General features: G+C 39.6%; 17 protein-coding genes. 11 read left to right on the forward strand and 6 right to left on the reverse strand.

Features of this window, described 5'->3' with window-relative positions:
• The first annotated feature begins 209 nt into the window (after positions 1-209).
• From BQ7314_RS06150 to BQ7314_RS06175, 6 genes are all read left to right on the forward strand, one after another.
• Positions 210-2729 carry a plasma-membrane proton-efflux P-type ATPase gene (locus BQ7314_RS06150; protein ID WP_174482828.1) on the forward strand — a complete coding sequence of 840 codons (2520 nt, stop codon included), beginning with the start codon at positions 210-212 and terminating at the stop codon, positions 2727-2729.
• Between the two features lie 18 nt (positions 2730-2747).
• Positions 2748-5264: an alpha-glucan family phosphorylase gene (gene glgP, locus BQ7314_RS06155; RefSeq protein WP_174482829.1), complete on the forward strand. Its 2517-nt coding sequence runs from the start codon at positions 2748-2750 to the stop codon at positions 5262-5264.
• 397 nt (positions 5265-5661) lie between these two features.
• A complete protein-coding gene (locus BQ7314_RS06160; protein ID WP_174482830.1) occupies positions 5662-5859 on the forward strand; it encodes a DUF2934 domain-containing protein in 198 nt (65 codons plus the stop codon).
• Between the two features lie 251 nt (positions 5860-6110).
• A complete protein-coding gene (locus tag BQ7314_RS06165; protein ID WP_245394926.1) occupies positions 6111-7364 on the forward strand; it encodes an MgtC/SapB family protein in 1254 nt (417 codons plus the stop codon).
• A 48-nt stretch (positions 7365-7412) separates the two neighbouring features.
• Complete coding sequence (locus BQ7314_RS06170) at positions 7413-7769, forward strand: hypothetical protein (RefSeq protein WP_174482831.1); 357 nt, start codon at positions 7413-7415, stop codon at positions 7767-7769.
• Positions 7770-7782: 13 nt separating this feature from the next.
• Positions 7783-8562 (forward strand): M90 family metallopeptidase, encoded by a 780-nt coding sequence (locus BQ7314_RS06175; protein WP_174482832.1) that lies wholly within the window; start codon positions 7783-7785, stop codon positions 8560-8562.
• Positions 8563-8646: 84 nt separating this feature from the next.
• On the opposite strand, the gene BQ7314_RS06180 is transcribed toward BQ7314_RS06175, so the two are convergent.
• The 3 genes from BQ7314_RS06180 to BQ7314_RS06190 form a co-directional block, all read right to left on the reverse strand.
• Complete coding sequence (locus BQ7314_RS06180; protein ID WP_174482833.1) at positions 8647-9027, reverse strand: hypothetical protein; 381 nt, start codon at positions 9025-9027, stop codon at positions 8647-8649.
• Positions 9028-9351: 324 nt separating this feature from the next.
• Positions 9352-10083, reverse strand: coding sequence for a class I SAM-dependent methyltransferase (locus BQ7314_RS06185; protein WP_174482834.1), 732 nt, complete (start codon positions 10081-10083; stop codon positions 9352-9354).
• A 3-nt stretch (positions 10084-10086) separates the two neighbouring features.
• Positions 10087-10392: a DUF1244 domain-containing protein gene (locus BQ7314_RS06190; protein ID WP_174482835.1), complete on the reverse strand. Its 306-nt coding sequence runs from the start codon at positions 10390-10392 to the stop codon at positions 10087-10089.
• Positions 10393-10511: 119 nt separating this feature from the next.
• Here BQ7314_RS06190 and BQ7314_RS06195 point away from each other — a divergent pair, with 119 nt between their 5' ends.
• The 5 genes from BQ7314_RS06195 to BQ7314_RS06215 are packed head-to-tail and all read left to right on the forward strand — an operon-like array spanning position 10512 to position 12917.
• A complete protein-coding gene (locus BQ7314_RS06195) occupies positions 10512-10832 on the forward strand; it encodes a hypothetical protein (RefSeq protein ID WP_174482836.1) in 321 nt (106 codons plus the stop codon).
• Between the two features lie 18 nt (positions 10833-10850).
• Complete coding sequence (locus tag BQ7314_RS06200; RefSeq protein ID WP_174482837.1) at positions 10851-11399, forward strand: septation protein A; 549 nt, start codon at positions 10851-10853, stop codon at positions 11397-11399.
• A gap of 3 nt (positions 11400-11402) precedes the next feature.
• Complete coding sequence (locus tag BQ7314_RS06205; protein ID WP_174482838.1) at positions 11403-11705, forward strand: YciI family protein; 303 nt, start codon at positions 11403-11405, stop codon at positions 11703-11705.
• Positions 11702-11968, forward strand: a complete 267-nt coding sequence (locus tag BQ7314_RS06210) for a BolA family protein (RefSeq protein WP_174482839.1) — start codon at positions 11702-11704, stop codon at positions 11966-11968. The genes BQ7314_RS06205 and BQ7314_RS06210 overlap by 4 nt, the downstream gene beginning before the upstream one ends.
• Before the next feature lie 13 nt (positions 11969-11981).
• A complete protein-coding gene (locus tag BQ7314_RS06215; protein WP_174482840.1) occupies positions 11982-12917 on the forward strand; it encodes a peptidylprolyl isomerase in 936 nt (311 codons plus the stop codon).
• A gap of 43 nt (positions 12918-12960) precedes the next feature.
• On the opposite strand, the gene BQ7314_RS06220 is transcribed toward BQ7314_RS06215, so the two are convergent.
• From BQ7314_RS06220 to BQ7314_RS06230, 3 genes are all read right to left on the reverse strand, one after another.
• The gene (locus tag BQ7314_RS06220; protein ID WP_174482841.1) at positions 12961-13845 is read right to left on the reverse strand and encodes a fructosamine kinase family protein; all 885 of its coding nucleotides are present in this window, start codon (positions 13843-13845) and stop codon (positions 12961-12963) included.
• 19 nt (positions 13846-13864) lie between these two features.
• Positions 13865-14419, reverse strand: a complete 555-nt coding sequence (locus BQ7314_RS06225) for a tetratricopeptide repeat protein (RefSeq protein WP_174482842.1) — start codon at positions 14417-14419, stop codon at positions 13865-13867.
• A 283-nt stretch (positions 14420-14702) separates the two neighbouring features.
• Positions 14703-15161: a hypothetical protein gene (locus BQ7314_RS06230; protein ID WP_245394927.1), complete on the reverse strand. Its 459-nt coding sequence runs from the start codon at positions 15159-15161 to the stop codon at positions 14703-14705.
• Positions 15162-15270 lie beyond the last annotated feature (109 nt).

The following is a 15270-nucleotide window of genomic DNA, read 5'->3' on the forward strand; positions in this document are numbered from 1 at the left end:
TTCTCGCATCTGCGCTTCAATTTCTTTTGAGTAAGGTTTTATCTTGGGTCGATTTTAAATAAAGTTTATGAGTTGCATCATTATAATTCTTAAATTGAACTTGCCTAAATTAATTTGTGCTCATTCCTAAGTACATAGAAAAATATTTAGTTACTAGAGTGATGTTCTATTTTGGCGAAGATATTAACTTAATGAACAGGATATTTACGATGAAAAAAAATACTCAGAAATTTCCACCACCACTGGATGCAGATAAAGTCAGATTATTAGAGGCTAATGCTATTTTAGAATATCTGAATAGTGATGTGAACGGTCTTTCAGAAGCAGATGCAAAAGCACGACTCGCATTCTATGGCCTAAATACCATTCAGGAGAAACACAAGAGTAATATCATAAAATTTCTGTCTTATTTCTGGGGGCCAATTGCTTGGATGATAGAAATAGCGGCAATTTTGTCTGCTATTGTTCACCATACTGAAGATTTAGTCATTATTCTTATCTTGTTATTTTTTAATGCCATCGTCGGTTTCTGGCAGGAATATCAGGCCGGCAACGCTATTGCTCAATTAAAAAAGAACCTGGCATTAAAAGCTCGTGTACTCAGGGATGGACAATGGCTTAGTATTGATGCCTCACATCTAGTACCAGGTGATCAGGTTAAAATACGCTTGGGTGATGTGGTGCCTGCGGATATTGCCTTGCTAGCGGGTGATTATCTCAGCATCGATCAATCGGCATTGACTGGTGAATCTTTGCCTGTTGATAAACGTAGCGGGGATTTAATTTATTCTAGTACGATTGCCAAACAAGGTGAAATGACGGGCGTGGTGACGAGTACTGGAGCCAATACTTATTTTGGTAAAACTGCAAAACTAGTAAATTCAGCCAAAAGTGCATCGCACTTTCAAAAAGCTGTTATGCAGATTGGTGATTATCTGATTTTTATCAGTTTAGCACTGGTAGTCGTATTGATACTGGTTGGATTTGAACGACAATTACCGATGATGGAGTTGGTGCAATTTGCATTAATTCTGACGGTGGCTTCAATTCCTGTTGCTTTGCCTGCTGTGCTCTCGGTCACTATGGCAGTAGGAGCCATCAAGCTAGCTAAATTGAAAGCGATCGTTTCTCGGCTGGAATCCATTGAAGAATTAGCAGGTATGGATATTCTTTGTTCCGATAAAACGGGGACATTAACCCAGAATAAGTTAACGCTGGGGGAGCCGGTAGTATTTGACGGTGCCAATGAACATGGGGTGATTCTAGCAGCAGCCTTAGCTTCTGATTCGGAAAATCCTGATGCAATTGATAGTGCTATTCTGCTGACACTAAACGATAAAAAAATACTGGCAGACTTTCAGCAACAACATTTCATCCCTTTTGATCCTATTCAAAAACGTACTGAAGTCACCATAAAACCTTTGGAAGGACACCTTTTTAAAGTGAGTAAAGGTGCGCCACAGGTAGTTTTGGATTTGTGCCTTCCTGATGTTAATATGCGTAAACGAGCCGATCAAACCGTTAATGAATTTGCCCTAAAAGGTTATCGTGCCTTAGGTGTTGCTAAAACAGATGAGACTGGACGCTGGATATTTCTAGGTATTTTGCCATTATTTGACCCGCCACGCGAAGATGCAGCTAGTACGATACAAGAAGCAAAAGAGCATGGTGTCGATATTAAAATGGTCACGGGCGATAATATTGCGATTGCTAAACAAATAGCCGATGAACTGGGTCTGGGACAAAATATTTTATTGGCTGAGCAAATCATCAAAGCCAAAGATAAAGACGATATTATTCATAATGTAGCACAGTGTGCTGAACGCGCAGATGGTTTTGCGCAAGTATTTCCCGAGCACAAATACTGGCTAGTGAAAGACTTGCAGGCCAATAACCATTTGGTCGGCATGACAGGAGATGGCGTTAATGACGCACCCGCTTTAAAACAAGCCGATGTGGGGATTGCCGTTTCTGGTGCCACAGATGCTGCTCGTGCAGCAGCTGATTTGGTGCTGACAGGAACCGGATTAAGTGTCATTATTAATGCGATTGAAGAAGCACGGCGTATTTTTGAACGCATGAATGCTTATGCGATTTACCGGATCACCGAAACCATTCGGATTATGTTATTTATGGTCACTGCTATGCTGGTATATAACTTTTATCCGATTACCGCAGTGATGATTATCTTATTAGCATTATTGAATGATCTACCAATCTTGACTATTGCTAAAGATAATACCTGGCTCTCTCCTACCCCTGTACGCTGGGATATGCGGAAAGTATTAACAGTTGCCACAATACTAGGTGTACTAGGTGTCGGAGAAACCTTTTTATTATTAATTATTGCACGTGACCATTTTCATGTCAGTATTGATCAGCTACAAACCATTATTTTTCTAAAGCTGGCTATTGCTGGGCATTTAACACTGTTTGTTGCACGTACCCGAAATTGTTTTCTTACCCGTCCGTTTCCTGCTCCGGTCCTTTTATTTGCAATTATTAGTACGCAAATCGCCGCGGCACTGATTGCTGGATTCGGCTGGTTTGTGACCCCTATTTCTTGGGAATATATTGGATTAATCTGGGCTTATTGTCTATTTTGGGTCTTTATTGAAGACGGCCTAAAATTATTAGTTTATCGTCATTTAGAGTATAGAACTAAAAGACACAGTCGCTTCCTTAGCCACCTTAGAGGCTCCTTGCATAACCAACAGCATAAATCATAAATTTACAGGATATTAGCGATGACATCTCCTTACTTACCTCGTACTCTTCCCGCCAAGTTGGAAATATTAATTGAACTTGCTCTAGATTTGCGCTGGACTTGGAGCCATGCGGGAGATGCCTTATGGAAATTTATAGCACCAGAAATATGGAAAAAAACTCAAAACCCGTGGATGCTGTTACAAAATGTTAGCAAGGAACGGCTCGAAATGCTCGCTCAAGAGCAACCGTTTCTAAATAAACTAGACGCATTAAAGCAAGAGCGAGCTGATTACTACAGTCAAGATGGCTGGCTGCAAAATGAATACCCAAAATCTCAATTAGGCACTATTGCTTATTTCAGCATGGAATATGGATTGGGTGAAGCGCTACCCATTTATGCCGGCGGTTTGGGTATCCTGGCGGGTGATTTATTAAAGTCAGCCAGTGATTTAAACCTACCTTTGGTCGGTATTGGCTTACTATATCAACAGGGATATTTTCGACAAATGCTTGATGCTCAAGGAGCTCAACAAGCTTTCTACCCTTATAATGAACCCGCCAGCCTACCTATCCGACACGCATTGGATAAACAAGGCAATCGTTTGAGGATTACACTAGAATTACCTGGCCGACAACTCTTTCTTCGTGTCTGGGAAGTTCAAGTAGGTCGTGTTTCCTTGTATCTACTGGATAGCAATGACTTAATGAATAGCCCTGTAGATCAAGCAATTACCGCTGAATTATATGGTGGCGGCAAAGAAATGCGGTTATTGCAGGAAATTGTACTGGGCATTGGTGGCTGGCGCTTACTTGAAGCCTTAGAAATTAAACCAGAAATCTGTCATTTAAATGAAGGCCACGCAGCATTTGTGGCTTTAGAACGCATTCGTGCCTATCAAAAAACACATCAGCTAACGTTTTCAGAAGCACTTTGGGCGACACGAGCAGGCAATGTATTTACTACCCATACACCAGTGGCTGCTGGATTTGACTGTTTTAGCCCAGAATTGATACAACAATACTTAAGCGAGATAATACAATCACTCGGCATCTCCTTTCAGCAATTTTTAGCATTAGGACAAGATTCACTGGAGAATCCCAGTAAAAGCTTTAATATGACCTATTTTGCTTTGCGTACTTGCGCCGCTGCTAATGGTGTCAGCCGTTTGCATAGCCAAGTCAGCCAAACACTGTTCCATCAACTGTATCCACATTGGCCTATAACAGAAATTCCCGTTGGCTATGTCACCAATGGCGTACATGTACCTACTTGGGATTCTAGTTTTTCTGATGCCTTATGGACATGTTTCTGTGGCAAAGGACGTTGGTCAGGAAAAGTAGATGACCTACGTAAACAAATAGAGTCTATTGAAGATGAAGTTTTATGGACTTTTCGTAGTGAAAGCCGAGGCAAATTAGTTCAGTATGTCCGGCAACGGATTATTGAAAAATTAAGCTTACGCCGAGCTTCAGATGAAGAGCAGTCTTTAGTGCAAAATATATTCGATCCCAATACATTAACATTGGGATTCGCACGCCGCTTTGCCGAATACAAACGCCCCAACCTATTACTGCATGACCCAGAACGTTTAATACGCCTACTAACAAATTGCCATTATCCTGTACAACTGGTCATCGCAGGAAAAGCGCATCCAGCAGATAAAGACGGCCAACGATTAGTTCAGGAAATGGCTAACTTTGTGCGCAGGCCTGAAGTGCGTGGGCATATGGTATTTCTAGCTGATTATGATATGGCTATGGCTGAACAATTCGTACAGGGCGTGGATGTCTGGATTAACACCCCGCGCAGACCTTGGGAAGCTTGTGGCACTAGTGGCATGAAACTATTGGCTAATGGCGGGCTTAATCTATCTGAACTGGATGGTTGGTGGGTTGAAGCGTATAGCCCTGATGTCGGCTGGGCATTGGGCGATGGACAAACCCATACAGAACCAGAGTGGGATGCGGTCGAAGCGGATGCACTTTATCGTATACTGGAAGAACAGGTTATTCCTGAATTCTACCAGCGAAATGAACGCGGCATCCCTGAACAATGGATTGCCCGCATTCGAGCCAGCATGGCGACATTAGCACCTGAATTTAGCAGCAATCGAATGTTGCGCGATTATGTGGAACAATATTATCTTCCCGCAAGTACTCAATATCAGCAACGTATCATTAATAATGCTGTACTCGCAAAGGAATTGGCAGTATGGCAATTAAAATTAGTCGAACACTGGCCAGCTATTTATATGCAAAATTTACATATCGAATCATCCGGTTCAGAGTATCATATTAGTTTGCATGTATACCTAGATGATTTATCGGCCGCCAGTGTCAGAGTCGAAGTTTATGCTGATGGGCTAGACGACAACGCTCCTTTTTGTCAACTTATGGAACGCAAAGCGGCTTTGCCGGGAGCTGTTAATGGTTATTTATATGAAACTATCATCTCCGCAGATCGCCCTGCCGATGATTACACGCCTCGACTAGTCGCAGAACACAGTTATGCCAATATTCCTGCCGAAGAGGCGCATATAAAATGGTATCGCTAAGATTATTTTCGATGCCAATAGCGGCCACCTATTTGAGACGGGGCAACTTATAAATCGTGGGCAATCTTTTCTACCAACCGTGCTGCAGCCTTCATGGTGGGCAAAAACTGCCTCCCCCTTTTCACATAAATATTTGGCACCCTTCATATAGTGCCCAAAATAGCTTACACTTTTAATGCCTATTTAATATGTTTCGTGGGAGTGGCTTTAGCCACGATAGTTCATGTCTGCATCGCAGCTAAAGTCACTCCCACTTAAAGTGGTAAACTGAATAATGAAAGATGCCGAATATTTGTCTCGCTTTAAGTTGAGCCTGTTTATTGTATTCAGAGCCAACTACGGTTAAAAGATAAATTCATATTGGGTGAATCAGAGCCCGCTTATTTGGAGAAAAGAAATGACTGACGACCGGCCACAACAAAGAACCTATACTGGAAGTATAGATCCCGAAAAATTTCAGAAAATGATTGCAGTACGTGCTTATTATAAAGCTGAAAAAAGAGATTTTGCTACTGGTCATGAAGTAGATGACTGGCTTGCAGCCGAGCGAGAACTTAATAAGCAATATTTTTACTGGTTTCAAGAAGAATGGTAAATGAAAAATTGTAACGCTAGTCACTACATTTTAAATATTAGATAAAACTGAATTAAACTAGCCTGATTTCGAAAGCTAAACTGATGCAAGCTATTCAAAATAGCATAAAAAACGCCCCTGTTTTCGAGGTGAAAACCATAACCCTTGCCGGAAATTGACCGCCGTATGGCACGTTGATTAATCGTTTGCTTGTTGCGCTTCTAGCTTGAATCTAGGAAATTAAACATTATGACAATCCTAAAAAGAAAAAAGTGACCGAAGCTATCCCGCCCTTATTAATTCAATTTATCATGACGATAAGCTTTTCCTTTATCGTCGGCCTAGAATTTCATAGCTATCTGCGCATAAATCAATACCAATATGGTTTTGGTAGTGTACGGACTTTTATCTTAGTTGGAATACTAGGCTTTCTGCTATATCAGCTTAATTCACAGGGATTATTTTTTGCTATTGGCATAGGAACACTTGGCGCAATGTTATTGGTTTTTTACTGGCATCAATCTGCGGAAAAACAGTATTCGCTACTTGAAATTATATTGACACTACTGGTTTTCTTAATAGGCCCTGTCGCTATACATTTTCCTGGCTGGTTTCTAGTGCTATTTGTGGTGATATTAATTTTAATGCTGGGTGAAAAGCCACTGATCCACCATTTTTCTGAAAGTCTGGCTAATAATGAAATCGTCACTTTAGCTAAGTTTCTTATTCTGTCGGGTGTTATTTTACCACTGCTGCCTGATAAACAGATTGCCCCGAGCTTACCTGTCACCTATTATAAGGTCTGGCTAGCAGTCATCGTAGTATCTGGCTTTTCTTATCTCAGTTATCTCGCACAAACTTATTTTTTTAAAACTCGTGGGCTATTACTTACTGGGGTGTTAGGCGGCCTTTATTCTAGCACCGCAACCTCTGTGGTGATTAGTCGCCGTGCCCGCTTAATGAAAGATGACCGCAGTCATGTGTCTTCGGCTTTAATCATGGCCACTGCGATGATGTATCTTAGGTTATTAGCGATTATTTTCTTTCTCGATAGTACGGCTGGTAAAACCTTGTTATTACCTTTTGCTGTTTTAATTATCCTTTGCTGTTTAGTCGTTATGGGTTTACTACATATGGATAACAATGGCGCAGTTATTCCAGCAACTAATAGCAACGAGCACCCACTGGAACTTTCAACGGCTATACTATTTGCTTTTATGTTTGTATTGTTTGCCTTTATTACCAATTATGTTGTAGGAAACTATGGTAATAACGGGCTTAACTTTCTCTCTATTGTGGTCGGTTTTACTGATATAGATCCTTTCATTTTATCATTGTTATCTGGGAAATTTTCTGTACCAGAAAACGCAATGGTCTCTGCCATTATTGTCGCTAGTGGCAGTAATAACTTATTAAAAGCAAGCTATGCCGCTATATTAGCCCACAACCGTTCAGTTCTCGCGGCTGTTATTTGGCTGCTTCTGTTGTTTGTTATTTCACTTTTTTATGCTTTTTACCTTGTTTAAATTAGAACACCGTCACTAATAAACCTATCTCACAGGATAATTAATATCATGTCAGAGCAAAAGAACAATCAATTAATCTTAAAAACATTCATTATAGGCATACTTATTGCTGCGCTAGTGTACTCTTTTCATCCAAGCGTCGGGCAGTTTAGTCTAAGCATCAATGGCGAGCCAGTCGCTGATCCATTAATTCGTTTGGCAGCTATTCCAACATTACTGTTCACTATGGTGCTCACCGGTATACTGATGATTTTAGCTTTTTTAGGCATCAGCGCGTTTATGTTTATAGCAGCGTTCATATTTGTCTTCCTAGGTATTTTGCTGCTTGCCCCTTATTTCTGGCCAATGCTAGTGATTATTTACCTGCTAATACTACTTATGTCTATTGGCGAAGCTAAAAAATAAATACCCCAGTATTATGATTTTTTTAAAACGCGCGAGGACTCGATATACTCTGCATCGTTATGCTATTAAGCATAAGCTCTGGGTAGCCGTCACAAGTCAATTGCAAGTATTACAAGGCATGAGTTCAGTAGAAAAAGCGCATTTACGTGAATTGAGTACACTCTTTGTGCATGAAAAAAACATCTTCGGTGCGCAGGATTTTCAACTTACCGAGGAAATGCGAGTGATGATTGCTGTTCAGGCATGTCTGCCTATACTTGCTTTAGGAATAGAGTTAGTGAGTACCTGGAGCGATATTATTGTCTATCCCGATGCGTTTCAAGTGAGTCGAGATGAAAGAGATGAATTTGGTATCGTACATCATGAAACGCACCTGTTAAGTGGTGAATCATGGCAAAGAGGCCCGCTGATTTTATCATGGCAGGATATCGAAATGGATAGGCAACGATGGCAACAAGGACATAATGTGGTTATACATGAAATTGCTCATAAACTGGATTCTTTGAACGGCAGTGCTAATGGTATGCCTCCGCTACATGTTGCTATGCACCCGGAGCAATGGGCGACTACTTTTAGTGCAGCTTATCAGCTATTTACCCAGCGTCTTGAACATCATCAACGAGTTTGCGTTAACCCTTATGCTGCAACTAACCCGGCCGAGTTTTTTGCGGTATTTAGTGAGTATTTCTTTTGTGCGCCTGATATTTTAAAAAACCACTTTGCTGATGTTTACCAACTGCTACAGTTGTATTATCGACAAGACCCGCTGAGACGTTGTCAAATAAGGCAATAAAAGCATGGCGAATTTAACTCTACTTAAGTCTTGATTTAAAAAATAGGCGCGCGGGGTAGCGCGCCTACCTTGATTTTTATATCCCTATGCTAAGTTAATACCTAGCAGTCCCGCTGTATCAATTCCTAGAAATACAGTTGCACCTAACATTAGGTAACAAGTGACTGCCAATAAAATATGCACAAGCAAAATTCCTTTAGGAACAATACCTGTTTTATGGCGTTTTATTGCAGCAAGTACACCCAGTACAATAATAACCACTGCCATAACAATATTGATGTAGATAGCTGTTTCACCCAGTAACGCGGCACCAATAGCAAGGACCGACCCTAGCAATGCAGATGCGCCATGTAAAATACTAGAAGAACGTGCAACAAATTTTCCACGAAATAAATTAAACGCAATCATTAAACCTAAAACAGCAGTTAGTGTAAATGCGCAAAATGCAGCAGTCATTAAAATCATAAATTTTCCTTATTTATTATTAAAAAATATTACTCATTATTATAGATAACTGAAGCTTGTCACTTCAGACGGCAGAATATACAACGACTTACTTTATAAGTAAATACCCTTGCCACTCTTAACCCAGTCACCGGAAATAGTGGTGAAACCTAATAGCCTTTATAACAAATTGAAACGTAAGGATTCAAAAACATTTCAAGCAATACCACAATATCTATTTATAGATATTTCAATTGCTTACAGTATGATTATGCACTTAAACAGGTAAAGGTGATAATCTGAGCCAATACAACAACAAAAATAGCACTTTCTCACATCAGCTAGCTATTTTTCTGCGATAACTAAAGCATTGACTTCACAACGCTCACTCAAATGTACCACCGAAAAACCAACTTGTTGTAATTGCCGGAGCGAAAATGATTCGCGCATCACATGATTTTCTGATTCATCAGAAAACAAATGTACAATCCAATGCTCTAGGACATCAAGTTTATTGATCGCAATCAATGCCTTAAAATAGCCACTAACTTCTTTTTGAATCATACGTGTATGTAATGAGATATCATCTAAACCGTAGCGATCACCATTAATAAACTGTCCACTTGGTTTTAATACACGATAAATTTCTGTGATAACTTGAGCACGGTAGCTATCTAAAAAATTATGTAAGGTATAAGCCGAAGCAACGATATCCATACTCGCTGTCGCGGTATTTTGTAAAACTGTTAGAGCATCACGCCCATCAAAATCTAGTCGCCCCTGTTCAGTCCATTTACGTAAGCTTTGTTTTGCTTGAACTTGCATTAATGGCTCACTATCTACCGAAAGTACACGAACTGACTCGTAAGCCAATAGAATAGCCAAAGTAGTAATCCCTGTACCACCTCCTAACTCTAAAATTGATAGCGTTTTCTGCGGCCGAGCTTGCGCATAATGCTCAACGCCTGCACCCACTAGCTGAGACATTTTAGCTGCTAAGGGACAAATTAACTTCAAGGTATCATATTCTTGACCAATCACGCCGGAAAACATTGCGTCTAATTGCTTATCATCCATAATTTATATTTGTGCCTTCGCTGCTTTTTTACTCTCAAATAAAGCCATTTGTTCGGCCGTTGCTTTTAATTGAAATTGATCTTTCCACTCACTATAGGGCATTCCATAAACATAAGTACGAGCCGACTCATAATCCATGGTTATACCCTGCTCTTCCGCAGCAGCTAGATACCATTTAGCTAAACAATTGCGGCAAAAATCGGCAAGATTCATTAAATCTATATTTTGCACTTCAGTGTGCGCTTGTAAATGCGCTAATAGCTGCCTAAAAGCGGCTGCCTCGAGTTCAGTTTGTGTTGTGGTATTCATCAGTTCCTCCTAAAAATACAAGTATTCTAGCAGAAAGCCTTCTTGATACATGTACAAAAGTAAAAAAAGCACCTACAATTAGACAATTATTTGCCTCCCTTTTCAGCTTAGACTTTATTGTGGAAATTCATAGTTCATCCCTTTATATTGCGCCTAGCGGCCAAACTACACAGAGCACCAGTCGCTCTAGTAATGCCGCGCAGCTGGATAATACCTTAGATAAACCTAACAATGTGCAGCAACGTTTATCAAAAAGTGATGAATTTGCCACAGCAACACAAAAAAAACAAACTCAACAATTATTGGTTTCAGCTCCACCCAACAATGAAGCTCTCAGCACACGAACTGCAAAAGCACTAGGTACTTACGCCAGTACTTACAACCAAATTCCACAACAACAAATCGCCTCAACTATTACAGGCATTGATTTTTACGTATAACGCCCCACATCTACTTTCATGAATAAAATACTTTTTGATTTCTTTCCCATTGTCCTATTTTTTATTGCCTATAAAAACTATGACCTTTATGTTGCAACAGCTGTCGTTATCGGTGCAACCTTTGTCCAAGTCGCTTATAGCTGGTTTAAGTTGCGTAAAGTAGAAACTATGCAATGGGTAACTTTAGGTTTAATGGTTGTTATGGGCGGCGCAACACTCTATTTACAAGATGAGCAATTTATCAAATGGAAATTAACGATTATTGAATGGTTATTTGGCGCAGTCTTATTAGGTAGCCAGTTTATTGGTAAAAAAACCATTATGGAAAAAATGATGGGTGCTAATTTAGAATTGCCTAAAAAAGTCTGGAGTATTTTAAATACTGTCTGGGCCTTATTTTTTATCAGTATTGGCGTGATCAATATTTATGTTATGTTTAATTATGATACTGAGACTTGGGTTGATTTTAAGACCTTCGGCGTACCGGCATTAATGGCTGTCTTTATCCTATTGCAACTTGCATTTTTATATAAATATATGCCTGAACCTGCCGATTCAGAGGATTAATTCATGTTATATGCCATCCTTAGTGTCGATGTAGCTAATAGCCTAGAAAAAAGAATGGCTGCTCGCCCAGCGCATTTAGAGCGTTTACAAATCTTACAAGACGAAGCACGCTTAATTATTGCCGGACCACATCCGGCAATTGATAGTAATGATCCAGGCAAAGCAGGCTTTACCGGTAGTTTAGTCATCGCTGCCTTTGATTGCTTAACCGATGCTCAAAGCTGGGCTAATTCTGACCCTTATTTAATTGCTGGGGTTTACACCTCTGTAACCGTAAAACCTTTCAAGCAGGTATTTCCACAATGACGATTGATTTAATTAAAACACTATTAACTAATGCCTTAGCGCCAGAAAGCCTTGAGCTCGCTGACAATAGCCATGCACACGCAGGTCATGCAGGCGCACAAAGTGGTGGCGGTCATTATCATGTGCGCATTGTTTCTAGCGCATTTGACGGCAAGTCTATGGTGCAACGTCATCAATTAATTTATAACGCCTTAGGCGACCTCATGAAACATGAGATTCACGCATTAGGCATAGAAGCTTTCACCCCAACTGAGTTAAACTAAAGGAATAAACAACATGAAATTAAAACTAATCCCTTTTTTACTTGCAGGCACAGCACTCGTTTCTGGTTGTCAACAAAATGCCAATACTATATCAGCGCCTAGCATTCAAAAAGAGGATGCTATTGCTGTTGTTAATGGTCAATTTATCAGCAAAGCAGACCTTGAAACACTAACTAAAGAAGTTAGTGCGCGTGCTCGCGGTCAAAAAATACCCACGGACAAATTAGTTGATGAATTAGTTAAACGTGAATTATTAGTACAAGAGGCAAAAAACAAACACCTTGACCAATCAGCTGAGATTATAGAGCGCCTTAATATGATGAAAAATGCGCTGTTATCACAAGCAGCCATTGAAGATTTTATAAAATCAAACCCAGTGACTGAAGCTGAGTTAAAAGCTGAATATGATAAACAAATAGGCAGAGTGGCTGGCGGTACGGAATTCAAAGCACGCCATATTTTAGTTAAAACAGAAGATGAAGCAAAAGCTATTATCGCTGAATTAGATAAAGATGCAGATTTTGCTAAGCTTGCGACAACGAAATCAACGGGTCCATCAAAAGCACAAGGTGGTGATTTAGGTTGGTTTGGTGCAGCACAAATGGTTGCTCCTTTTTCAGAAGCCGTTGCAAAACTAGAAAATGGTAAATATACAACAACACCTGTAAAAACTCAGTTTGGCTGGCACGTTATTTTACGCGAAGATTCTAGACAGCAAACACCTCCTCCTTTTGAGGCAGTAAAAGCACAACTAGAACCCATGGTAAAAAGACAAAAATTAACCGCTTATCTTGATGCACTACGTAAAGGCGCACAAGTTGAAATTTTAGTGCCTTTAACTGAAGAAAAACCCGCTGAAGTTATTGAAGCAGTCGAAGTAACTGAATCTGCTGATGGAAAAACCGCTGAAGTTATTGAAGCCGTTGAAATAATCGAGCCAGCTAAGTAATTATTAAGGCAGGTAGGCTCTAAATTAGTTTAGAGCCTACTGACTATTTTACTTGGACTATTAATGTTTGCATCATGGCTTCTGCCTGGTGCAAATATCCACTACCAAATAAATTCAAATGATTAAGAATATGATAAAGATTATATAAATTTTTCCGCGCCTTATAGCCCGAATCTAAAGGCCAAACATTTTCATAAGCAACATAAAAATCATAACTATAGCCACCAAATAATTCGGTCATTGCTATATCAGCCTCTCGATCACCATAGTAGCAAGCAGGATCATAAATAATTGCCTGCCCCTGTTCATCTGCTGCTGCATTACCTGACCATAAATCTCCATGCAATAAAGACGCTTGAGTTTGGTAACTAGAAAAAAACTGTGGCACTAGTCCATATAATTCAGCACCTAGAGTTTGAAGTTTTCCGGCATAACCATTTTGCGCAGCTAGCTCAAGTTGTACAGCTAAGCGCTGCTCTTGCCAAAAATGTACCCAGTCATTTTCACGAGTATTTTTCTGTAAGTTACTGCCAATATAATTATCATGGTGCCAGCCAAAATAGCTCTGCTGCACTTGATGTAACTGCGCCAATTGCTCACCTAATTGTTGCTGAGAACGGCTAGATAACGACTGTAAAGCCACATATTCTAATACTAGAAATGCATCTTCACCCACTATACCGGAGCAAATCGGCTTAGGGGTACGCAAGGTATGCGTACTTGCCAAATCATGCAAACCTAAAGCCTCAACTTCGAACATAGCCAATAAGCTAGCTTTATTTAATTTTACAAAATAGCTTTGTGTGGACCCTTGCAAACGATAGACACGATTAATATCACCACCCTGCATTGCTTCGACTTTTTGCAACCCAAAAGTCTGACCCGTTACCTGCTCTATTTTACTAACAACGACTGACCAAAGTTTCATTACTTAAATTACCCGCTGATCAAAACTGCTGAGCTTTCTGCCTTGCTACATTAGCATTTGCAAGGTCACCTTGTTGCTCATATATATCAGCAATTAATAACCAGTTTTTCTTTTTCAAGCCACTATTGCCTTCAGCTAATAAAGCAGATTTTTTAGCCAAATTAATTGCCTGCTCAGGCTCTTCTTGCGCCAATTTTAAAACCGCTAACTTATATAATAACAATGCATTTCTTGGCTCTATACGTAAGGCACGTTCAATAGTAGCGACAGACTCATCTACATTTCCCTGCTGATACGAGTTATCAGCATCAGCAAGTAAAGCAATAACAACATTGGCTGATTTTGCTTGAGGTTTAATTTCAACGTCCTGCTGATTAAGAATAGTGGATTCTTGTACCGTGATTGGTTTAGTCGTGACCGGGGTACTGATAACGGCATTATCATTCCTGCCAGCCAATCTTCCAGATGAATCAATTTGTCCATAAACAGGGGCAGGTTTTTGTTTATTACTAAAACTACTACAACCCACTAATAAGCTTGTGCCACAAATTAATATTCCAATTTTTTTTATCATTTTTTACAATGTAGCTTTTAGGTGACTAGTTAATAGGTATGTTTAATATACAAGGATGTGCTGAGGTACGAAGCGCATCACATAAACGATGCGCTTCGTACCTCAGCACACCCTACGCTATGGCGTTAATATCTGAAATACCTGTGAATAATGAGAAGTTACACTATTATTCAAAAATAATGTGCTGTGAAAGGATGGAAGGTAATCACAACTTGACAAGTTACGACTAAAATCTCATCTCACAAGTACTTTTCTAAATAAAGGCGCTAAAAATAATATTAAATTAAAATAACTCAATATCATCATCGTCGTATTCATTACTATTGACATGCTCTGCAGCTAATTGCATCGCGTGCTCTATCGTTTTTCCCTGTAAAATCGCATCAAACATGACTTTTTCAGATTCCATCGTATAACCTTTACGAATTTTATCTTGCAATTTCCCCCATTCTATTGGGTTATAAAGTAATTGTGGGCTATCAACGATGTCTGATAAACCTGTTAGATTTTCTGTTACATGCTGTAAGCACTGCTGCATACGGTCATAAAATTGAAAAGCAATAATAGAGGACTGCACTTTTTCATTAGTCTGCTTATAATGGTGCAAAATTTTATCTTTTGCCGAGCTATCGTCTATATCAGCAAGTGCCTTATTTATTTCCGACAAGTTATTAACCATACTTGTAAACGACTCTGTTAACGTCGTCACAGACTGCTCACCTTCACGCATACTAGATTGCACTTGCGTAACAGATAAGTACTCATGAAAAATTAATTTAACTAAAAGTGTATAATAAGAATCCCATTATTTTAATCCCCATGGTTTTTGATGATTTACATAGAAGAGCTCA

Source organism: methanotrophic endosymbiont of Bathymodiolus puteoserpentis (Logatchev), from assembly GCF_900128525.1.
Lineage (GTDB): Bacteria > Pseudomonadota > Gammaproteobacteria > Methylococcales > Methylomonadaceae > Methyloprofundus.